Source organism: Demequina sp. B12, assembly GCF_028823635.1.
Classification (GTDB): Bacteria; Actinomycetota; Actinomycetes; order Actinomycetales; family Demequinaceae; genus Demequina.
This window is the reverse complement of the sequence record NZ_JAPEHU010000002.1, coordinates 306,319-328,394: the sequence shown is the minus strand read 5'-3', so window position 1 is coordinate 328,394 and position 22,076 is coordinate 306,319. Positions and strand designations below refer to the sequence as shown.

Here is a 22,076-nt window from a genome sequence, read left to right as displayed (position 1 = left end):
TGGTGGCGCGGTGAGCGCGAGCTGCTTAGTCCAGGTAGTCGCGCAACACTTGCGAACGCGACGGGTGACGCAACTTCGACATGGTCTTGGATTCGATCTGGCGGATGCGCTCACGCGTCACACCAAACACGCGTCCGATCTCGTCGAGAGTCTTGGGCTGTCCATCGGTGAGACCAAAGCGCATTCCCACGACGCCCGCTTCGCGCTCGGACAGCGTGTCCATCACCTTGGTGAGTTCTTCCTGCAGCAACGTGAAGCCCACAGCATCTGCGGGCACCACGGCCTCAGAGTCCTCGATCAGGTCACCGAACTCCGAGTCGCCGTCTTCACCGAGCGGAGTGTGCAGCGAAATGGGCTCTCGACCGTACTTCTGAACCTCAACGACCTTCTCAGGAGTCATGTCCAGCTCTTCAGCCAACTCTTCCGGAGTGGGTTCGCGTCCCAGGTCCTGCAGCATCTGACGCTGGACGCGAGCGAGCTTGTTGATGACTTCCACCATGTGTACCGGGATACGAATGGTGCGAGCCTGGTCCGCCATGGCGCGCGTGATGGCCTGGCGAATCCACCAGGTGGCATACGTCGAGAACTTGTAGCCCTTGGTGTAGTCAAACTTCTCGACCGCACGGATGAGACCCAGGTTGCCTTCCTGAATCAGGTCCAGGAAGAGCATGCCGCGCCCGGTGTAGCGCTTCGCCAGCGACACCACCAGACGGAGGTTTGCCTCGAGAAGGTGGTTCTTCGCGTGACGACCGTCGTTGGCGATCCACTCGAGTTCCGTACGCATCTTCGGAGCGATCTTCTCGCCAGAAGCCAACTTCTCTTCGGCAAACAGTCCAGCTTCGATGCGCTTGGCAAGATCGACTTCCTGCTCAGCATTCAGCAGAGCGACCTTACCGATCTGCTTCAGGTAGTCCTTGACCGGGTCCGCGGTGGCACCCGCGGTGGTCACCTGCTGGACAGGAGCGTCGTCGTCAGCGTTTCCGAGGACGAACCCGCGGCTGTCGTCTGACTCGTCTTCCTTCTTCGCGGTCTTCTCGTCTTCGGCCGGTTCTTCCAACTCGCGCTCTTCGGGCACGTCGGAGGCCTTGACGGTCTCCTTCTTTGGAGCGGCCTTCTTCGCGGCAGGCTTCTTGCGGGCCGGAGCCTTCTTCTTGGGGGTCTCCTTCGCCTCAGCTTCGGGTGCGTCGTGGGATTCCACCTCAGCTGCGGCCTTCTCGGCCGAGGAGGAGTTTGCCTTCGCAGAAGCGGTCTTGCGGGCGGTGGACGAGGCTGCGGTAGTCGTGGCCTTCTCCTTCTCGTTGGAGCGCGCCGCATTCGGCGCGAGCATCATGTCGAGGTCTCGACGCTGGTCGTGTGGGTTGCATGAGGCCTTCCGGCTCGCTCGGCACCCCCAGGAGGCGTCTCCATGCGCTGCGGCAGATGAGTCGACTCGACGGCAGTTGAACGATACTCCGGGGAAGCGTTGGACATCTCCCGAAGAGCGCCTCAAACAAATCCATTCAAGTATAACGGGCTTGTCAACTGATTCGTTCCCGAGGTCCCCTCCCCCAGGCTCGGTGACAATCCTGGTCTAGGAAGCATCACCCCACGTCTCGCGGGACCCTGTCCATCCTGGGCGCAGTCCAGCGTCGCACATGTCCGCCAAGAGCGTTGCCAAAGTGTAGGTGGGATCTTGTCTGAGGGCGGCGGCCGCAGATGATCGAGCCGTATCAATGTCGCCGCTCCACCAGTGCAGGACGGCCTCCAGACTGAAGGCAACGGCGCGCGCGGAGCCCCGGCTCATGCGGGCGAGCTCCCGCACCCAGGACACCGCCGCAGCGATGTCAATGGGGTCCGGCGCTGCGGAGCTTCCAGGTCGCAAGGCTCCGTCCATCACCCCTGCAACGGCATCGTTGCTTCGCCCCTCGAGCACATCCGCGATGACCTCTTCACTCGCACCCCACCAGTACACAATGAGCGCGTCTCGCACCCGGACATCGTTGAGTCCAGCGATGACCTTCCCCCAGGTGGGGGCGTCGGTGCGACCCCCGATGGTCTCGAGCACGTGTTCCCAACTCTGGAGACACCAGGGGGCGCGGGATGAACAGCGCTTGGCCCAGCGGTCGGCGGCCGCGGCCGCGTTCTTTCGCATGCGGGCGGACTCGACTCCCCCGGCGGGACGCGGCCGAACACTGTAACGAGAGGGGGCCGACAATGACTCCGGTTGGGCTTCCGGCAGGGGGCGACCCTCCGGCGGACAACACGCATCGTCGCAACACCCTGGACCCCAGTAGTAGCTCCCGTCAGTCGCCCACGAGTCGAGCACCGCGATATCGGCGCCAAGCCCGGCCTGAACTGCATCAAGCGCGATACACGCGAGCCGCGAGTCCTCGTGCGTCCAACTGACCAGCAAGACGCGGCTGACGCCTTGCTGACGTAGAGCGCGGTCCAAGGCGGCCACACATGTCCACGACGTGTCGCGCATCACGAGATCACGCCGGTCCAGTCTCATGACGGTGGCAAGTCGCCCATCACGCTCGACCCCGACGACGACGATCGACTCACGTGGGACAGATTCCAGCAGGTGCGGAAGGGCGGAAATGAGCTCTCCGGGTCCGCGCAGAGTGTGTGGTGTCATGGCGTCCACTGTGGTCTCGGAATCCACCCTGACCAGGGGTGTGCCCTCAAGTTGTGGACGGCCTTGGAACGGTCCTTCACCTGGGGAAAGCCGTCTACGCTGGGGGCGTGAATGATCTGCGCCGAGCTTGGTTGACCGCCACTGATGCAGCTATCGAGGAGACGCTTCGCTCTGTGGCCAATGCGATCGGGCCGGCGGGCCCCGTTGCATCCGACTTGATGGATCCGCTCCGCAGCGCGTCCCATGGGGGCAAGCGCTTGCGTGCACTCTTGCTGCTGGCCTCACACCGTGCACACGGTGGTCACGACGAGACGGTCGCGGTGTATCTGGCTGCCGCACTCGAACTCTTTCAGACCGCAGCACTGCTTCATGACGACGTTCTCGATGACTCCGACACGCGCCGCGGCAAGCCCGCCACGCACAAGGTGATCGCAGCACTCCATGACACCAACGGCTGGACCGGCGATTCCGAGACTTATGGCCGGGCGGGAGGCATTCTTGCGGGCGACCTCGCGCTGATGGCTTCCCACCGTGCAAGTTCTGCTGCTCACAGTGCGAGCCCGGGGCACGGAAGTGCCCTTGCCAATGCGTTCGTGGCTATGGCCGACCTCGTCACGGTCGGCCAGTACGCGGACATGCACGCCGCAGCTCAGCCCTTCTCAGCGTTGGAATCCCAGCGTGAGGCGATTGTGGGCGTGATGCGATGCAAGACGGCCTCATACTCAGCCGAGTACCCACTGGTGCTCGGGGCTCTCGCCGCCGGGGCGTCCTCGGCCCGGGTAGCTGAACTCCACGAGGCCGGGGTCAATCTGGGTCTTGCGTTTCAGTTGCGCGATGACGTGTTGGGGCTGGTGGGTGAACCGGCAGTCACCGGCAAGCCCGCGGGTGACGACATCCGTGAGGGCAAGCGCACATTACTGCTGTGGGACGCCTGGACTCATGGAGACGATGCGACACGAGAGACGATCGCAGGTGCGCTTGGCGATCGTGCGGCATCCGACACTGACGTACGCAACGCGGTCAGCGCCATGGTGGATACCGGGGCGCTCGAGCGTGCTGAAGCCGCGATCGCCGGCTACGGGACGGCAGCGCTGACGGTGCTGGAGTCTGGCTTCTCAGACCCAGAAGGGGCTGAGGTCCTCATGGAAGTCGCACGAAGCGTCGTAAAGCGCGAAGCGTGATGCTTGTGGCCACCTGGCGTGAACAGCCCGTGCCACACCTGCGGCAGCCAGGGACTCGACGCTAACCGAGTGTTTGTGCGGCGCGCCGCACCGGCGCACGTTTGCCGGATCGCAGCGCTTCCAGCGGAGTGGTCTCGAGTTCGTCGTTGACCTCGGTGAGCCACTCAACGATCTCTGCGTCACTCAGTCCAGCATCGGACAGCAACGTGATGGTGCCCGCCAAGGTGGGGAGCACGTGAGTGCTGTGATCGTCAGCGACGATGAACTCCTGAGGCAGGTAGAGCGCATTGTTCTCACCGCGGCGGACGGCCACGAGTTCACCCTGGCGAAGGAGATCCCGGATGTGCGTGGCTTCCAAGCCAAGCGCGTCAGCGAAGTCAGGAACGGCCAGCCACGTCACAGAATCAGTCACCCCCCAAGGTTACAAAGTGTTGCGGGCTCTTGCACACGTCACTTACGTTGACTACAGTCACTTGTGTCACATCTGTCACATGAGACACAAGTCTCGGCGAGGAGATCACTGTGGGACGCAAGACCTTGAGCCGCCGCGCAGGACGCGGCGCTGCACTGTGCGCAACCGCCGCCGTCGCGATCACTGCCTTCACGAGCATTCCGGCATCCGCCGATGAACAGCACCGGGTCTCCTCTGGAGACACCGTCAGTGGCCTTGCCGTTCGCTACGGCTCATCGGTCTCCAGCATCATCAACGCCAACAACCTCAACTCACGGGCCACCATCATCATCGGCCAGACGCTCACCATTCCCACCTCGGGAACCAGCACGTCAACCGCGAGCACCAGCACAGGCACCCACACGGTAGGTAGCGGTGACACCGTGTGGAACCTGGCACGCAAGTACGGCACTACGGTCTCTGCGATCGTCCAAGCCAACGGGCTCGGATCGAACGCCATGATTCGCCTCGGCCAAAACCTCACCATCCCGGGCGCATCGGCCTCCACCACTGGGGGCACCTCCAGCGCCGCCACTGGTTCGGCAACGTTGTCACACAAGGTGGGCAGCGGCGATACCGTCTGGGGCCTCGCACGTCAGTACGGCACCTCAGTCTCTGCCATCACTGCTGCCAACAACTTGGGCGCAAACTCCATGATTCGCCTCGGCCAAACCCTGACCATTCCCGGCGGTGCGAGCGTGGGCTCCTCCACTGCCACGACTGTGTCACACTCCACTGCTCCCACCCTTGCCACGGGCGACAACCTCACCTCGTTCACGGGAGAAACGGTGACGTACACCGTCAAGGCAGGAGACACCCTGGGCGCCATCGCGGCCCAGCACGGAGTGTCCGTCTCTTCCCTGGTCTCACACAACGGACTGAAGAACGCGTCACTCATTCGCATTGGCCAGCAGCTCACCATCAACGGCGGAACGCCATCGGGACTCGTCGGTGACAGCTTTGCGGGCCGCACCTACGACGCACCCACCGTCGGCGCGGCCAACCAGAACAAGGCAACACTCAACGCGATGGAAGTCCCCAGCCGGGACGCCATGCAGCAGATGGTGATCGCAGCGGCCAACAAGTACGGCGTAGACCCAGCGCTCGCGCAGGCCATCGCCTACCAAGAATCCGGCTTCAACATGCGCGCGGTCTCCCCCGCCAACGCAATCGGAACGATGCAGGTCATCCCCACCTCAGGCGCGTGGGCTTCAGACATGGTGGGCCGCGACCTTAACCTCCTGGTCCCCACCGACAACGTTGAAGCGGGCGTAGCGATCCTGAAGCACCTCACCCGCAACGGCCAGAACCTTGAGATCGCCATCGCCGGGTACTACCAAGGTGAAGCTGGTGTACGGAAGTACGGCATGTACTCCGACACCAAGCGCTACGTCGCCTCCGTGCTCGCGCTGATGGAGCGCTTCAAGTAAGTCGCGCGGCTCACCGCACGGCCGCCATGGAGTCGCCCTCTCCTTGCATACAATGAACCCGTGTCTGAGACCATGACCGATCCGTTGCTTGGCCGCCTTATCGACGGCCGCTATGAGGTGCGCGAACGCGTAGCCGCGGGCGGCATGGCAACGGTCTACGTCGCCTTCGACAAACGTCTTGAACGCGACGTGGCGTTGAAGGTCATGCATCCGCATCTTGCCGCCGATGCGTCGGAAGCCGACTTCGTCTCGCGCTTCCGACGTGAAGCGAAAGCTGCCGCACGGCTCACCCACCCAGGGATGGTGCGCGTCTACGACCAAGGCGTCGACGGATCTCTGTCGTACTTGACGATGGAGTATGTCCCGGGCGAAAACCTCCGCCAACGCCTCAACCGCGAAGGTCCCCTGAGCGTCGGCGAATCGCTCGAGATCACGACAAAGGTGCTCACCGCCCTCGCCGCGGCCCACCAGCAAGGCTTGGTTCACCGAGACCTCAAGCCAGAAAACGTACTGCTCGATGCAGAAGGTGAGCCCAAACTCACCGACTTCGGACTCGCCCGCGCTGTGACGGAGGTGACGAGCACCGCCACCGGCACACTCTTGGGAACGGTGGCATACCTCGCGCCTGAACTGGTCACCCACGGCGTTGCGGATGCCAGGAGCGATGTCTACGCCGCGGGAATTCTGCTGTACGAACTCCTCCTCGGCAAGCAGCCCTTTGCGGCCGAAACCGCGCTCGCGTTGGCATCACGGCACGTTCACGAAGATGTCCCCGCTCCGTCGGCGCAGCTCGCGTGGTTGCCGGTGGAAGTCGACGAGACAGTCGCGGCACTCACCAACCGTGACGCACAGGCCCGGCCGGCCGATGCTGCGGCAGCGTTGGCATTGGTGCGGGACCTTCGTACGTCACTTGATGACCCCACGCTTGCCCGTCGCGCCGACCGTCCTTCGGGTCAGGTTCCTGTCGTCATCCCGCACGATGCAACATCGGTGCTAGAAGATACCCCCGCTGGCACCACCGTTGCGCTTCCCATTGGACTCGATGGCGCGGGCATGGACATGGAGGCCTACGCCGAACACCTCACCGACGATGACCCTGAAGCACGCGAACCAGAGCGCCCTTCACACAAGGCTGCATGGTGGGTGGGTGCCGCCGCCGCTGCGGTGCTCGTCATGGCTTCACTTGGATTGTGGTGGTACCAAGCCGTAGGTCCCGGCGCCTACACCACGGTGCCAGAGGTCGTGGGGCAAAGCGCGGAGAACGCCACCAATGTGTTGGAGAACCTTGGTTTCGTCGTGAATGAGGATCAGGTCTACGACGATGCCATCGCAGCAGGAAACGTCGTCAGCACCGACCCCGCGGCGCAGCAACGTGCTTTGAACAATGCGGAGGTCACGATCTTCGTGTCCCTCGGCAAGGAACAGTTCGAGGTGCCGGTCGTGGTGGGTTCACTGCGTGAGGATGCCGAGTCCGCCCTCAACGAAGCGGGCTTTTCGCTGGCGGATCCAGTCATGAAGTACTCGGACACCATTCCTGCCGGAGAAGTCATCAGCGTCTCCCCCGGCGAGGGCGAGTCCGTGGATCACGACACCGCAATCGAGTTGACGGTCTCCGAGGGCCCTGAGCCCATCACCACCCCGTCAGTCCTGGGCCTCACAGAGGAGGACGCCATTGCGGAACTCAGCACGTATGGCATTACTCCCACGATCGAGTACGGCCGCACCGACGAGGTCGAGATTGGTGAGGTCTATGTGCAGACACCGGAAGGCGAAACCGACGGGTTCCGTACCCAAGAGATGACGCTGACCGTGTCTGAGGGCTATCCCCTGGTGCGTGTGCCGGACCTCCGTGGCGACGAGTTTGCGGACGCTAAGGCCGAACTCGAAGCACTCGGACTCACCGTCGACGGCGACGACAACCCCTGGAACTTCACCACCCGCGTCTACAACATGACCCCCGGGCCGAACACAGAAGTGGAACGCGGCACGGAGATCTTCCTCGAGTATTAGCAACTACTCGACAACAACCTCCGCCTTACGGATTGCCCCGAACATGAGTGAGGGCCCGGTCACAAGACCGGGCCCTCACTCATGTCTCTGGTGCGCCTAGCGCGACTCGGACAACAACTCCGAGACCTGGAACGCCATCTCCAACGACTGCCAGTGGTTCAGACGTGGGTCCACCTTCGTCTCGTAACGCGCAGCCAGACCGTCGTCGTCGATCTCTTCGGTACCGCCCATCACTTCGGTCACGTCGTCGCCTGTGAGTTCGACATGCAGACCGCCCGGAACGGTGCCCAGAGCCTTGTGAACCTCGAAGAAGCCACGCACCTCATCAAGAATCGTGTCGAAGCGGCGGGTCTTGTAACCCGACTCTGAGGTGAAGGTGTTGCCGTGCATCGGATCCGTGAGCCACGTCACAGCAACCCCAGCATCGCGCACAGCCTCGACCAACGTCGGCAAGGCGTCTCGCACCTTGTCAGCGCCCATACGTGCCACGAACGTCAGTCGCCCTGGCACATTGTCAGGGTTGAGCTTCTCTGCCAATGCCAGTGCGTCAGACGGCGCCGCAGTGGGGCCGAGCTTGACTCCAATGGGGTTGCGGATCTTCGACATGAACTCCACGTGAGCTCCATCGAGTTCTCGTGTGCGCTCCCCGATCCACAGGAAGTGGCCAGAGCAGTCGTACGCCTCACCTGAACGCGAGTCAATGCGAGTCAGTGCACGCTCATAGTCGAGCAACAAAGCCTCGTGGCTAGAGAACAAATCGACGGACTTCAAGGCGTCGAAGTCTCCACCAGCCGCGGCCATGAACCGCACTGCACGGTCAATCTGCGCGGCCATCTGCTCGTACTTCGCGTTGGCCGGATTGGCGGCAAAGCCCTTGTTCCACGAGTGCACGAGGCGCAGGTCCGCAAATCCACCCTGGGTGAAGGCGCGCATCAAGTTCAGCGTGGACGCCGACACGTGATACGCATCCATCAACCGCTCTGGATTGGGGATTCGCGACTCTTCCGTGAACGCATGCGAGTTCACAATGTCGCCCCGATACGCGGGAAGGGTCACGCCGTCGCGAGTCTCAGAGTCTGCGGATCGTGGCTTGGCGTACTGCCCCGCCATGCGACCAATCTTCACGACCGGGGTTGACGCGCCATAGGTCAAGATCACTGCCATCTGGAGGATGGTCTTGATCTTGTTGCGGATGCGGTCAGCCGTGGCCTCGGAGAAGATCTCTGCACAGTCACCGCCCTGCAGGACGAAGGCTTCCCCTCGTCCTGCAGCAGCAAGATGTTCACGCAGAATGTCAGCCTCGCCCGCGAAGACCAGTGGGGGGACTGCCCGCAGGCGCGCTCCTACCTCTGCGAGAGCGTCTGCGTCAGGCCACGAGGGCTGCTGCTTCGCTTCGCATGACAGGTAGGAGTCGACGCCCGCGGCCGCGAGAGCTGCTTCACTCACGGGGTTAGCCCTGACCGATGTCCGCCAGGGTCTGGCGGTACCAAGGAGTGGTGACGTCGAAAGGCTTGTGGCCCGCGATACGCGGGAACTCAATGGCCTTGAGACGGTCGCCGTCCTCTTCGTCGTGGCCAATGACGCCTGCTTCGCCGCGCAGTGCGCATTCGACGGCAAGGTCGGTCATCGACTTGATCAGACGCAGGTCTTCAGGGTTGGCCTTAGCCGCACGCGAGAAGTACCCGGACTTCTGCACCATGACCTTTTCGGCACCCAGGCGCTCCGCGAACTGCTTGGCGAACCACTGGCCGGGGTTGATGGTGTCGAGCTTGACGTGACCGAAGGGATCGCGCTCCACTTCGCCGCCGGCTTCTTCGATCTCGGCGATGATTTCCGGTACACCGGCACCTTCCGACAGGAAGATGTTGACGTTGCCGACTTCATCCATGACGGCCTTGAGGCGCTCGGCCTCGGCGTCGAGGTCAAGCTTCTGCTCCGGCACGTAGAGGGCGTGGATGTCCCAACGTTCCTTGGACAGGCCAATCTCCGGCAGCCACTCCTGAGTGTCCAACCACTGGCGGTACTTCATACCCGCGGCGGCGGTCAGCCATCCGCATGCACGGCCCATGACTTCGTGGATGATCAACATGCGCGGGCCCGAGCGGTGTTCACCGATCACGTTCTGAGCGAACTCGGCGGCCTGCTCCGCAGCGGACCATGCACCAAGCGACTGCTTGATGGGCACGACGTCGTTGTCGATGGTCTTGGGCAGACCGACGACGGTGAGTTCGTAGTTGTTCTCGTGCAGGTACGCGGCGAGGTCGGCAGCGGTGGTGTTGGTGTCGTCGCCACCAATGGTGTGCAACACGTCAACGCCGTCAGCCTTGAGCTGTTCTGCGGCAACCTTGAGCGGGTCTTCGCCTTCGCCCACGAGTCCACGCTTGAAGCAGTCGTCGTAGTTGGTGAGCTTGACACGCGAGTTACCGATGGGCGAGCCACCAAACTCGTGGAGGAGTCCGGCCTTTTCACGGACCGCGGGCGTCACTTCCAGGTACTTGCCCTGCAAGAGCCCCCAGTAGCCGTGCTCATAGGCAATGATCTCAACCTCAGGGGAGATCTCGGTGTAGCGCTCAATTAGGCCTCCGACAGCGGAGGACAGGCACGGGGCGAAACCGCCCGCGGTGAGCAGGGCGACGCGACGGACCGACATAGCAGACCTTTCGTGGGTGGGATAGTTCTCTTCAAGCATTCTAGGGGGACGCTTTATTGCTGCTCTTCCTTGGTTTCGGCGGCCGATGGCGCCGACGGTGGGGACTGGAAGCTGGTGGCGCTGGGAGCGGCGGTGCCTTCGCGGGCAGCACGATCGAGCGCGCGCTTGTACTGGGCTGCGTCGCGGTCGACGTACTCCTGCCCAGAGAGCTCCTGGATGGCGCGCATCACGACGTCAGTGAGTTCGCGCAATGCGTCGCGGTCATCTTGACGGCCTGCGTAGGCCTCGATGCGGATGGGTTCGCCGATGCGCACTCCGATGGGGTGGCGCGAGGGGACCTTCTGTCCGATGGGCTGTGCGATGTGAGTGTCGATCATCGCTACAGGAACGATGGGCACTCCGGCCTCAATCGCCATGCGTGCGGCACCCGTCTTGCCTCGGTAAAGGCGCCCATCGGGGCTACGAGTGCCCTCGGGATAGATGCCAAGCAACTCGCCGCTTTGAAGCGCCTGAAGGCCAGTGCGGAGTGCTGCCTCTGAGGCACGTCCACCACCACGGTGGACGGGGATGACTCCCACACCCTCCATGAATGCGCGAGTAGCCCAGCCTTTGGGGCCCTTGCCGGTGAAGTACTCGGCTTTCCCGAGAAACACGACTTTGCGTTCGAGGACGAGCGGCAAAAAGATGGAGTCCGAGAACGACAGATGGTTGCTCGCCAAAATAGCGCCACCGTTTTCGGGTACGTTCTCTTCGCCCTCAATCCAGGGTCGGTAATACGCCTTGACCGGTGGGCCAATGAGGGCGTGCTTAAACAAGCGGTAGTACATGGTCCGAGTGAACCTCCCGGTCTAGCCTACTCGCCTGAAGAGGCAGCATCCCGCGCGAGTGCGGCGGCACCGACAATTCCGGCGTCATTTCCCATTGATGCAGCCACGATAGGGGCAACAGGCCTGTGGCCGAGCGCGGGCAGTGCGCCCCGGTATGCGTCGCGTGCCGGGCCCAGGAGCATGTCGCCTGCGGCGACAACTCCCCCACCAATGACGTACATCTCTGGGTCGAGAACTGCGGACATCGAAGCGGCCCCGACGCCGATCCATCGTCCCAACTCATGGAGAAGCTCGACACCGAGTTCGTCGCCATCGGCGGCAGACTCGGTCACGTGCGGCCCTGCGATCATTGAGGGGTCACCGCCCGCCAACCGAATCAGTCCGGCGGCGCGGACTGGCCGTTCGGTTGCGGCGCGACGCGCTTCGCGCACGAGCGCTGAGCCGGATGCGTATTGCTCCCAGCACCCACGGTGGCCGCAGCCACAGGGGTGGCCATCCGGCACCACACGAACGTGACCTAGTTCAGCAGCAAAGCCCGCGGAGCCGCGAACCAACGCGCCGTCCGAGATGATCGCGCCGCCGAGTCCTGTTCCGATGGTGAGCATGATCATGCTGGAGGCGTCACGAGCGGGACCATAGGCAAACTCGGCCCAGCCAGCGGCGTTCGCGTCGTTCTCGACCACGACGCGAAGGTCGGAACGGCCGGTTCGTTCGGCAACGCGCGCCGCCAATGGATACTCCCGCCACGCGATGTTGGGGGCAAACAGCACCCGTTCACGGTCGGCGGAGACAAAGCCGGCTGCCGCCAGGCCGACGGCTTGGAAGTCGTAGTCCTGCCCCAGCTCCTTGACCGCATCGGCAATTGCAGCATCGATGCTTTCGGGATTCTCAGGTTGGGTGGGGCGACGAACCTTTGCGAGAATGGTGCCAGCGTCGTCAACGACGCCCACCGCAATCTTGGTACCGCCGATGTCGACGCCGACAGCATGCATGCCAGTGACACTCCTCGCGAGTCAGGGGTTGGGCCTACAAAAAGGGTATCGTGAGCGCGACCTCTCACAACGCCGACGAAAGACCCATGTTGATGGCTCCTACATATGCTCCACACATTATTGACCTTGTTCGCTCCCGGTGGGACGACAAGGGAGACGCCGTGGTGGTCAGTTACCCGGACGCCAACGACGAGTGGGTCGACGTCACCGCGAAGGACGCCCGGCTCCAGGTCGACAACGTTGCCAAAGGCCTGATTGCCGCAGGTGTGGCCCCTGGAGACCGCGTCGCCATCTTGAGCCGCACGCGGTGGGAGTGGACCGTTGCCGACCTCGCCATCATGACCGCAGGTGCGGTGCCGGTCCCGATTTACGACACCTCCTCCGTCTCCCAGATTCAGTGGATCTGTGAGGACGCTGGTGTGTCTATCGTCATTGCAGAGTCTGCTGCGCACGCAGAACGTGCCCACGCGGTCCGCGAACAGAACACCAATCCCCTGTCCCAGGTGTTGGTCATCGAAGACGGCGCAATGGAAACACTGGCAGCGCAGGGAGCTTCGGTCACCGACGCGGAACTCGAAGCACGCCTTGCCACGGTTACCCACGACACGCTCGCGACGATCATGTACACCTCGGGCACCACTGGCAATCCCAAGGGTGTGGAACTCACCCAGTTCTCCTACGTTCGCCACATCGATGGCATGGTCACAGAGATGCACGACATCGTCTTCGAAGAAGACGCGTCGACGGTCCTGTTCCTCACTCTTGCCCACTCTCTTGCCCGGCTCGTGCAGCACATCCTGTTGTCGACGGGTATGCGCATCGGCTACTGCCCCGACTCAAGCAAACTGGTGAAGCTCATCGGCACGTACCACCCCACGTTGCTGCTGGCGGTACCGCGTGTATTCGAGAAGGTCTACAACGGAGCAGAGCAGAAGGCCGCGGCGGGTGGCAAAGTCAAGATCTTCCGGTGGGCGGCCAAGCAGTCCATTGACTACTCGCGCGCGCTCGACGCTCCGGGTGGCCCCAGCGCCATGCTCAAAGCTCGCCACGCCATCGCAGACAGGTTGGTGCTGTCGAAGATTCGTCAGACGCTGGGCGGACGTGCTCACTGGGCAGTGTCGGGCTCCGCGCCACTGGGCGAACGACTGGGCCACTTCTATCGCGGCCTGGGGCTCACAGTGCTCGAGGGCTACGGCCTGACCGAAACCAATGCGGCATCCCACGTGAACCGCACCGACCTGGCTAAGATCGGCACTGTCGGACCACCGTTGCCTGGGCTTGAAGTCCGTATTGCGGAGGACGGCGAAGTACTGATGCGCGGTGAACAACTCTTCCGTGGCTACCACCGCAACCCCGAAGCCACGGCCGATGCGGTGATTGACGGCTGGCTCCACACCGGTGACCTGGGCCATCAAGATGATGATGGCTACCTCACCATCACTGGCCGCAAGAAAGAGATCATTGTGACCGCCGGCGGAAAGAACGTTGCGCCCGCAGAGCTTGAGGACCGCATTCGCGCCTACGCGCTCGTCAGCCAGTGCGTGGTGGTGGGCGATGCACAGCCGTTTATCTCTGCCCTCATCACGCTGGACGCCGAGGCGCTGCCTGGCTGGCTGAAGGGCAAGGGTTGGGACCCCATGACCACTGCGGAAGCAGCCCAAGACCCCCGCATTCAGGGACGCATCCAGAAGGCGATCGACCGCGCCAATGTTCACGTCTCCCGAGCAGAGTCGGTTCGCGTGTACCGCATCCTCGACGAAGACCTCACCATTGAGAACGGATATCTCACGCCGTCACTGAAGGTGAAAAGGGGACGAGTGCTCGCAGACTTCGCGCCCGTGATCGACGGCATCTACCAGGGCAAGCACCTTCACTAACTCGCGACTGCCCGGCGGCCAACCCGGCCGCTGGGCGCCGTTGCAGTTCCCCCACGGCGCGCAAGGCGCAACGGCGGCACGAGGCCCGCCCCTGCGAGCGCAACAACTGCCCGGTGCTGATCGGCATCGAGCTCAATTGTCGCCCCCGAGGTGACGAAACTCGCGTTAGCAACAACTTCCGTAACCTCGGAACGATCCGGGGCACGCACCGGAATCGTCAGAAATGACACGACGCAATCGCGGCACGATGCGCCCCGGACTTCGCAGGAATCGCAATCAATGAGCATGTGGGCACCGTACGGCGAGGGTCTGACACTGGTGACCACAAACCTCCCGCTGCCCCCGTGCCCCCTCTGTGTCAGAGGTGAGGCGTAACGTCGACGCCATGGAGGAAAACACCGTCGCGACGTTGGACGACTTTGGCGAGCCGTTGTCCGCGACGACGTTCGTGGTCCTCGACCTCGAGACCACCGGCGCGTCCCCTCAGTCATGCGGCATCACCGAGATCGGCGCGGTCAAACTCCGCGGTGGAGAAGTCATCGGAGAGTTCCACACGCTGATCGATCCCGGCACCGCCATTCCACCCATGATCGTCGCGCTGACCGGGATCACCGATGCGATGGTCATGGCGGCGCCCCGAATCCAGGAGGTCCTTCCCGCGCTTCTCGAGTTCATCGGGGATGCCGTGTTCGTGGCGCACAACGCACGTTTCGACGTCGGTTTCCTCCGCGCGGCTTGCCACCAGCACGGGTATTCCTGGCCCAAGGTCGAGGTGCTCGACACACTGACGCTTGCCCGCCGGGTGGTCACCAAAGAAGAGGCCCCTAACCGCAAACTTGGCACGCTAGCCCGCGTGTTCGGAACCGAAGTCACGCCCAACCACCGCGCGCTCGACGATGCCCGCGCGACCGGCGAGATTCTGCACGGGATGCTTGAACGTTTGGCAGCATTTGGCGTGACCCACCGTGGCGACCTGGACACGTTGAAGTCGCGTGTTTCACCCACGACCCGTGCGAAGGCCACACTCGCAGACACCGTGCCAGCTAAGCCGGGGGTCTACGTCTTCAAGGGTCCTCAGGGCGAGCGTCTCTACGTCGGCACGTCTAAAAACTTGCGTGCCCGGGTCAAGCAGTACTTCACCAGTTCAGAAACCCGCGGTCGTATCAAAGAGATGGTGGAACTCGCGGTCGATGTCGACGTCACGGTATGCGCAACTGCCCTCGAAGCCATCGTGCTCGAGACTCGCCTCATCGATCAGTGGCGGCCCCGCTACAACCGTCGGTCTGCGCGCCCTGAGCGCACGCCATGGGTAAAACTCACCAGCGAGCCGTACCCGCGACTCGTCGTGAGCCGCACAGCAAGCGTCAATGATGCCCACCTCGGCCCCATGCGCTCCGGGGCGGACGCAAAGCTCGCCATTGAAGGACTTCAACAGGCTTTACAGATCCGGACCTGCGCCACTCGCCTGACCATCACACCGCGCGCCGGTGCCCGGGCCTGCATGCTGAAAGACCTCGGAGCCTGCTCTGCACCGTGCGTCGCCGGGGCCACCGGTGAGTATGCCTCCGCCGTTGCTCGCGCCACCACAGCGCTGGGATCCGACATTGGTCCAGTCGTGACCGCACTCGCTCGAGCTGTCGACCATCATGCAGCCCGTGAAGAGTATGAACGCGCCGCGGACACTCGAGATCGCCTGAGCGCCATCGTTGAAGCCGCCGAACGCACGGCGCGGCTCACATCACTACGGGCATGCAGCATCGTCGCTGTTCACGAAACGGCGAGCGGTTGGGAGTTGGCATCGATGTCCCAAGGGGCCCTCGTCGGCGCGGCAACGGTGACCAGCGGAGTGTGGAAATGCGCAGATCGTCTGCGCGACAAGTGGACGACTACCGCGGTCGACGACACGCTCGTCGAGGAGTCTGAGTTACTGCTCCGCTGGCTCGACAGGCCAGGAACACGTCTCTTGTACGTCGATGGCGAGTGGGCGTCCCCTATCAATGGTCCGGGCCGCTATCACCGCTGGGTAGATGCAAGAAGAGCAGATCGAGAATCGCGCGCCCATCACCTTCAGCTGCGTAGCTAATCCGCCTGAACAGAATCCCCGCAGGGGGCACTTACGCCTGTGTCGCCGCTGCCCACCGCGCGAGGACGTCATGGGCGGCGCCGGAATCAAGCGCCTTCTCTGCATGGCCCAGGGCTGCGGCGAAACGCTCAACCAAGGTCCCGGAAGCTGTTCCGGCCAGCGTCGCGTCTGCCACAAGTCCGGCAGCCGCGTTCAGCACAACGGTCTCCCGGACCGGACCACGGCCGCCGTCAAACACGTGGCGCGCCACCGCAGCGTTCTCCTGAGCTGTGCCACCGCGGAGATCCTCGATTTCCAATGGCTGCAGCCCCAAGTCCGCGACCGGGTCCAAGCGAAGTTCGTTCACCTCTCCCCCGCGCACTTCCCACACTGTGGCGGGGGAAGTTCCCGCAAGTTCGTCAAGACCGTTGTCACCGTGGAACACCAAGGCTTCACGCCCCTGCGAAGCGATCACTCCAGCCAACACGGGAGAGACACGCATGCTGGACGAGCCGATAGCACTCGCCTGAGGCTGCGCGGGGTTAGTCAGCGGGCCCAAGATGTTGAACGTCGTAGGGATCCCGAGTTCCTTGCGAATGGGCATCGCAAACTTCATGGCGGGATGGAACACTTGCGCGAAGCAGAAGGTGATCCCTACCTCACCTGCAAGTTCTGCGACCCGCTCCGCCGGCAGGTCAAGGTTGACGCCCAACTCGGCCAGAACATCGGCACTTCCGGACTTCGAGGTCGCCGCTCGGTTGCCGTGCTTGACCACCGTCAGGCCCGTCGCAGCGATAACGATCGATGCCATCGTGGAGATGTTCACAGTCGAGAAACCGTCTCCACCGGTGCCGACGATGTCAACGGTGCGCCCGGGCACCTCAAAGCGCAGTGCGTGCGCCAGCATCGCAGCGGCGAGCCCCTCGACCTCCGCAGGGGTTTCCCGCTTCACCCGAAGCGCAGCAAGAAAGGCTCCCATCGCCACGGGCGACGCTGAATCCGTGAGGATGTCATCCATGACGGCAGCAGTTTCGGCCGCAGTGAGGTCATCGTGTTCGACGAGGCGGGACAAGAGCTCTTGCAACGCGGCCATAGGGCAGCCCTTCGATTGGTGACGAAACGGGTGACGCCTTACGACGCCTGGGCGGCGGGAGCGAAGAACGCGTCCACGCTCTCCCTCACCACAATCGGGTCGAGGGGGTGCGCCACTGCCGCGTCAGCTTCAGACCACGTCGCCAACCAGGCATCGCCGGGGCGACCCACAAGAAGAAGAATCGGCGGGCACACGAACAACTCGTGCTTGAGCTGGCGGCAGATACCCATACCGCCCGACTTCGCGGCCTCGCCGTCCAGGATCAGCAGGTCGAACTTCTGGTGGTCGGCGGCATCGATCACCGCGTCATGCGTCGCAGTCTCGAGCCACTCGATCTCACGTCCGTGGGTAGTCGCGCCCACGGCGAAACGCACCTTCTCGCGTACGTTCCGGTCGTCGCTGTACAAGAGGATCCGAGCCTTTGCCGGGGCGGGCGCATGGGACTCGTGCTTGGCCACATCACTCATGGCGCCCATTCTGGCACGTTCTGCGCAGGCCGTTCGTTGACCACTGTGAGAACGGTCATGGAGCGACCGCCGCGTCGTGGTGCCCGGAGGTCTTGACGTACGCAATAATGGGACCTATGTCCCATGCGACGACTATGCCGTCACCCATCCATGCCACGCGCCCAAACCAGGTAGCTGTTGGCACTATCGTTTGGCTCAGTTCCGAGTTGATGTTCTTCGCGGGCCTCTTCGCGATGTACTTCACACTCCGGGCTCAGGTCCCCGAGGTCTGGGCGGAGGAGACACAACTCCTCAATGTGCCGTTTGCTTTGGCGAACACGACCGTGCTGGTGCTGTCCTCTTTCACTGCACAGTTTGGAGTCCTTGCCGCTGAGCGCTATCAGCGCCGCCGTACGGGCTCACTGTGGAACGTTCGCCAGTGGGGAATGCACGAGTGGTTTGTTCTCACCTTCATCATGGGCTCGATCTTTGTGGCGGGCCAGGTGTTTGAGTACGCAGAACTCGTGTCCCACGGTCTGACACTTTCGTCCAGCCCCTACGGCTCGGTGTTCTACCTCGCCACGGGATTCCACGGCCTCCACGTGGTGGGCGGGCTGATCGCTATGCTGTTCGTGCTCGCACGCTCGTTCGCTGCGAAGAAGTTCGGTACCCACGAGGCCACCACCACCATCGTGGTGTCGTACTACTGGCACTTCGTCGACGTCGTCTGGATCGCCCTGTTCGCCGCGATCTACCTGGTTCAGTAGGGATGTGTCGCTGATGAACACACTCGCACGCAAGCGCCACCACAAGGCAGCACCGCTACTCCTGGTTCTCGCGCTTCTCGCCCTCATCACTGGCGCGGCTGCTTTTGCCGCGCCCTCTGCCACCGCTACAGCAGAAGCCTCCGCCGACGATGTCGTCGCGGGTGAACGTCTGTTCGCCGCGAACTGTGCTTCATGCCACGGCCTCGATGCCGAAGGTCAGGATGGCGTGGCGCCGTCACTGGTCGGAGTCGGCGCTGCTGCTGTTGACTTCCAGGTCGGTACCGGCCGGATGCCAATGCAGGCCTCGGGTCCGCAGGCCCCCGCGAAGCCGGTCCAGTTCTCTCAGGACGAGATCAACCAGCTCGCTGCCTGGGTGGCCTCGCTCGGCGCAGGACCCGCAATCCCCACGGCTGAACAAGTTGATGGCTCCTTGGGTGATGCTGCAAACGGCATGGAGGTGTTCCGCACCAACTGCGCCATGTGCCACGGCTCGATTGGTGGCGGCGGCGCGTTGACGCAGGGCAAGTTCGCGCCCTCGCTGCTGGAGACCACCCCAGAACACATCTACGAGGCGATGTTGACCGGCCCCCAGTCCATGCCGGTGTTCAACGACGCCAACGTCACCCCCGAGCAGAAGCGCGACGTCATCGCCTACCTGGAAGCGCAGCAGGCAGGATCGCCCGGCGGCCTCTCTCTTGGCGCCATCGGTCCGGTGTCCGAAGGCCTGTGGGCCTGGCTGATTCTGCTCGGCCTGATCATTGCCAGCACCATCTGGGTAGGAGCACGTTCTTCATGAGTACCCCCGAGAACACCCCCGACAACGAGCCCCAGGAGGGCTTCGTCGACCCAGGCCTCCCGGAGCACCGGCCTCGCCGTGCAGACGTCGAGCCCAAAGCGGACAAGCGGGCTGAACGCCAGGTCGCCGCACTGTTTGGACTCTCCGTCATCGGCACGGGCATCGCACTGTGGGCCTACTTCACCAAGGACGTGGGCGATGGCGGCGATGTCGCCACCATCCAGAACACCAATATGTGGATTGGACTGGGAATCGCGCTCGCCATGGCCGGCATCGGTTTTGGTGCGATTCACTGGGCCAAGACCCTCATGCGCGACCACGAGATGGTCGAAGAGCGGCACGAGTTGCGTTCCTCTGATGAAGCACGTGAGGGCGCTGTTCAGAACCTCAAGGACGGCGCCGCCGACTCATCGCTCGGCGGCGAGGGTGCCAAGCGACGTAGCGTGCTCAAGGGCTCGCTCATCACTGCCCTCGCCATCGCCCCGCTCGCCGTCCTGGTCCCCCAGATCGGCAACATGGGCGGTGACTGGAACGTGTCCAAGTTCCGTCACACCTTGTGGGGCCCCGGTGTTCGCCTAGCACGCGACCCCGATGGCGCCCTCATCAAGGCATCAGACGTCACCATGGGCTCCGTCTTCCACGTTATCCCCGAAGGCCTCAACGACCTCGATCACCACCACAAGATGGTGGAAAAGGCCAAGGCCGTTGTCTTGCTGATTCGCCTGGATCCCCAGGACATGAAGATTCAGGCAGGTCGCGAGGACTGGTCGTTCGACGGCATCGTCGCCTACTCCAAGATCTGCACCCACGTGGGATGCCCCGTGGCGCTCTACGAGCAGCAGACTCACCACTTGTTGTGCCCCTGCCACCAGTCGACGTTCGACGTGGCAGACGGCGCCAAGGTGGTCTTCGGTCCCGCCAAGCGGCCCCTCCCCCAGCTCCCCATCGCAGTTGACGATGAGGGCTACATCGTTGCCCAGAACGACTTCGACGAGCCCATCGGCCCGTCGTACTGGGAGCGCCTCAAGGGTGACACCGCCGCTGCAGACGTCCAGGAGGAGAGCCACTAATGGGCGCCAAACTCAACAACGCGGCGGCAGGTACCGCTAACTACGTCGACGAGCGCACCTCGATCGGTGGCTTCGTCAAGTTCTTTGCACGCAAGCTCTTCCCTGACCACTGGTCATTCATGCTGGGTGAGATTGCGCTCTACGCGTTCATCATCCTGCTGTTGTCGGGCGTGTTCCTGACGGCGTTCTTTGTGCCGTCGATGACGGAAGTGCACTACGAAGGTCCCTACGAGACCATGCACGGCGTGGCCATGACGGAAGCCTTCGCATCGACGTTGAAGACGTCGTTCGAGGTGCCCGGTGGTCTACTGATTCGCCAGATCCACCACTGGTCGGCACTACTGTTCCTTGCGGCGATCATGACGCACATGTGCCGTGTGTTCTTCACGGGTGCATTCCGCAAGCCCCGCGAACTCAACTGGCTCGTGGGCTTCACCCTCATGATCCTTGGCCTCGCGGCAGGCTTCACCGGCTACTCGTTGCCCGACGACGTGCTGTCTGGAAACGGTCTTCGCATTATCGATGGCGTGGTGAAGTCGATCCCGCTCATCGGCTCCTACACCAGCTACTGGCTCTTCGGAGGCGAGTACCCCGGAGTCGACATCATTCCTAGGCTCTTCACTGCGCACGTGCTGATCGTGCCGGGTCTGATCCTCGCCTTGGTCGCGCTCCACTTGTTCCTGGTGTTCCTGCACAAGCACACGCAGTACCCCGGTGGCGGCAAGACCCACAAGAACGTCGTTGGCCTCCCGCTGTTCCCGGTTTACACCGCGAAGGCCGGCGGATTCTTCTTCGTCGTGTTCGGTGTCGTGGCGCTCGTCGCTGCGGTCTTCACCATCAACCCCGTGTGGAACTACGGACCCTACGACCCCTCCCCTGTGTCCGCAGGTACCCAGCCCGACTGGTACATCCTGTTTGTCGACGGCGCGTTGCGCCTGATGCCGGGTTGGGTGTTTGGTCTGCCGCTGGAATGGGAAATCTTCGGCTACACGTTGTCGATGAACATCCTCCTCCCGGCAGTGATCATCCCCGGACTGTTCTTCGGAATCATTGCGCTTTACCCCTGGCTTGAAGCGTGGGCCACCGGTGACAAGGGCGAGAAGCACGTGCTGGATCGCCCCCGGAACGCACCCGTGCGCACGGGTATCGGCGTCGCGATGATCGTCTTCTACGTCATCCTGGTGATCGAAGGGTCGAACGACATCGTTGCGTCCCTCTTCCACCTCTCACTCAACGACCTCACGATCTTCTTCCAATGGACGATCTTCATCTTCCCGCCGCTCGCATTCTGGATCACCAAGCGCATCTGCATGGGTCTCCAGCGCAAGGACCGTGAGCTCGTCCTTCACGGCCACGAGACGGGAACCATCGTCCGTCACGAGAACGGCGAGTACATCGAGGTCCACCAGCCGCTCGACGAGCAGGAAGTCTGGTTGCGCGTCAACTACGACAACCGCAAGCCGCTTGAGATTGAGCCGGAGTTCAACGAACGTGGCGTTCGCCGTCCCGGATACAAGTGGGATCTGTTCAAGCAGCGCCTGTCAAAGTTCTACTACGAGGAGCGTGTGGAGCCCGTCACCTGGGAGGAGTACCAGGAGGCGCAGCGCCACCACGGCCCGAGCGAACAAGGCAAAGCTGAAGCCGTTGAAGCGGAACACGCTGATGAGCGACTGAACAAGGAATGGGAGTCCGTCGACAAGGCGGAGTCCACCGACAAGTAGGTCACAAGCTCACACGGAAGAGGGCGGTTCCCCAGTTGGGGAGCCGCCCTCTTCCGTATCTCTACGCATGAGCCCGGCTCCGCTCC

At 63.0% G+C, this 22,076-nt stretch carries 18 protein-coding genes; 9 read left to right on the top strand and 9 right to left on the bottom strand.

The window, feature by feature from the left end; translation table 11 throughout:
* Nucleotides 1–25 precede the first annotated feature (25 nt).
* Together ON058_RS06055 and ON058_RS06050 are read right to left on the bottom strand one after the other, a co-directional pair.
* Entirely contained in the window at nucleotides 26–1,330 is a 1,305-nt protein-coding gene (locus tag ON058_RS06055) for an RNA polymerase sigma factor (RefSeq protein WP_274668131.1), read from the bottom strand.
* Nucleotides 1,331–1,570: 240 nt separating this feature from the next.
* Nucleotides 1,571–2,617, bottom strand: a complete 1,047-nt coding sequence (locus ON058_RS06050) for a DUF4192 domain-containing protein (protein WP_274668130.1) — start codon at nucleotides 2,615–2,617, stop codon at nucleotides 1,571–1,573.
* 107 nt (nucleotides 2,618–2,724) lie between these two features.
* Here ON058_RS06050 and ON058_RS06045 point away from each other — a divergent pair, with 107 nt between their 5' ends.
* A complete protein-coding gene (locus tag ON058_RS06045; RefSeq protein WP_274668129.1) occupies nucleotides 2,725–3,798 on the top strand; it encodes a polyprenyl synthetase family protein in 1,074 nt (357 codons plus the stop codon).
* A 61-nt stretch (nucleotides 3,799–3,859) separates the two neighbouring features.
* Here the strand turns inward: ON058_RS06045 and ON058_RS06040 are convergent, their stop codons facing one another.
* Complete coding sequence (locus tag ON058_RS06040; protein WP_274668128.1) at nucleotides 3,860–4,210, bottom strand: Rv2175c family DNA-binding protein; 351 nt, start codon at nucleotides 4,208–4,210, stop codon at nucleotides 3,860–3,862.
* Nucleotides 4,211–4,320: 110 nt separating this feature from the next.
* Between ON058_RS06040 and ON058_RS06035 the strand changes: the two genes are divergently transcribed.
* Together ON058_RS06035 and pknB are read left to right on the top strand one after the other, a co-directional pair.
* Nucleotides 4,321–5,679 (top strand): LysM peptidoglycan-binding domain-containing protein, encoded by a 1,359-nt coding sequence (locus tag ON058_RS06035; RefSeq protein ID WP_274668127.1) that lies wholly within the window; start codon nucleotides 4,321–4,323, stop codon nucleotides 5,677–5,679.
* A 60-nt stretch (nucleotides 5,680–5,739) separates the two neighbouring features.
* Nucleotides 5,740–7,689, top strand: coding sequence for a Stk1 family PASTA domain-containing Ser/Thr kinase (gene pknB, locus ON058_RS06030; RefSeq protein ID WP_274668126.1), 1,950 nt, complete (start codon nucleotides 5,740–5,742; stop codon nucleotides 7,687–7,689).
* Nucleotides 7,690–7,785: 96 nt separating this feature from the next.
* On the opposite strand, the gene ON058_RS06025 is transcribed toward pknB, so the two are convergent.
* From ON058_RS06025 to ON058_RS06010, 4 genes are read right to left on the bottom strand one after another with little or no spacing between them, the layout of a single operon-like run.
* A complete protein-coding gene (locus ON058_RS06025) occupies nucleotides 7,786–9,135 on the bottom strand; it encodes a class II 3-deoxy-7-phosphoheptulonate synthase (protein ID WP_274668125.1) in 1,350 nt (449 codons plus the stop codon).
* A 4-nt stretch (nucleotides 9,136–9,139) separates the two neighbouring features.
* Nucleotides 9,140–10,339, bottom strand: a complete 1,200-nt coding sequence (locus ON058_RS06020; protein WP_274668124.1) for a pyrophosphate--fructose-6-phosphate 1-phosphotransferase — start codon at nucleotides 10,337–10,339, stop codon at nucleotides 9,140–9,142.
* A 53-nt stretch (nucleotides 10,340–10,392) separates the two neighbouring features.
* Nucleotides 10,393–11,166, bottom strand: a complete 774-nt coding sequence (locus ON058_RS06015; RefSeq protein WP_274668123.1) for a 1-acyl-sn-glycerol-3-phosphate acyltransferase — start codon at nucleotides 11,164–11,166, stop codon at nucleotides 10,393–10,395.
* 26 nt (nucleotides 11,167–11,192) lie between these two features.
* A complete protein-coding gene (locus tag ON058_RS06010) occupies nucleotides 11,193–12,158 on the bottom strand; it encodes an ROK family glucokinase (protein ID WP_274668122.1) in 966 nt (321 codons plus the stop codon).
* Nucleotides 12,159–12,250: 92 nt separating this feature from the next.
* Between ON058_RS06010 and ON058_RS06005 the strand changes: the two genes are divergently transcribed.
* Together ON058_RS06005 and ON058_RS06000 are read left to right on the top strand one after the other, a co-directional pair.
* Nucleotides 12,251–14,035, top strand: coding sequence for a long-chain fatty acid--CoA ligase (locus ON058_RS06005; protein ID WP_274668121.1), 1,785 nt, complete (start codon nucleotides 12,251–12,253; stop codon nucleotides 14,033–14,035).
* Between the two features lie 385 nt (nucleotides 14,036–14,420).
* The gene (locus tag ON058_RS06000; RefSeq protein ID WP_274668120.1) at nucleotides 14,421–16,118 is read left to right on the top strand and encodes a DEDD exonuclease domain-containing protein; all 1,698 of its coding nucleotides are present in this window, start codon (nucleotides 14,421–14,423) and stop codon (nucleotides 16,116–16,118) included.
* A gap of 31 nt (nucleotides 16,119–16,149) precedes the next feature.
* Here the strand turns inward: ON058_RS06000 and trpD are convergent, their stop codons facing one another.
* Nucleotides 16,150–17,190 carry an anthranilate phosphoribosyltransferase gene (gene trpD, locus ON058_RS05995; protein WP_274668119.1) on the bottom strand — a complete coding sequence of 347 codons (1,041 nt, stop codon included), beginning with the start codon at nucleotides 17,188–17,190 and terminating at the stop codon, nucleotides 16,150–16,152.
* Between the two features lie 38 nt (nucleotides 17,191–17,228).
* The gene (locus ON058_RS05990; RefSeq protein WP_274668118.1) at nucleotides 17,229–17,657 is read right to left on the bottom strand and encodes a hypothetical protein; all 429 of its coding nucleotides are present in this window, start codon (nucleotides 17,655–17,657) and stop codon (nucleotides 17,229–17,231) included.
* 107 nt (nucleotides 17,658–17,764) lie between these two features.
* On the opposite strand from ON058_RS05990, the gene ON058_RS05985 reads away from it, so the two are divergent.
* From ON058_RS05985 to ON058_RS05970, 4 genes are read left to right on the top strand one after another with little or no spacing between them, the layout of a single operon-like run.
* A complete protein-coding gene (locus ON058_RS05985) occupies nucleotides 17,765–18,403 on the top strand; it encodes a heme-copper oxidase subunit III (RefSeq protein ID WP_274668413.1) in 639 nt (212 codons plus the stop codon).
* A 13-nt stretch (nucleotides 18,404–18,416) separates the two neighbouring features.
* Nucleotides 18,417–19,199 carry a c-type cytochrome gene (locus ON058_RS05980; RefSeq protein WP_274668117.1) on the top strand — a complete coding sequence of 261 codons (783 nt, stop codon included), beginning with the start codon at nucleotides 18,417–18,419 and terminating at the stop codon, nucleotides 19,197–19,199.
* Nucleotides 19,196–20,269: a ubiquinol-cytochrome c reductase iron-sulfur subunit gene (locus ON058_RS05975; protein ID WP_274668116.1), complete on the top strand. Its 1,074-nt coding sequence runs from the start codon at nucleotides 19,196–19,198 to the stop codon at nucleotides 20,267–20,269. Before ON058_RS05980 ends, ON058_RS05975 begins: the two co-directional genes overlap by 4 nt.
* Entirely contained in the window at nucleotides 20,269–21,990 is a 1,722-nt protein-coding gene (locus tag ON058_RS05970) for a cytochrome bc complex cytochrome b subunit (RefSeq protein WP_274668115.1), read from the top strand. Before ON058_RS05975 ends, ON058_RS05970 begins: the two co-directional genes overlap by 1 nt.
* The last annotated feature ends 86 nt before the right edge of the window (nucleotides 21,991–22,076 follow it).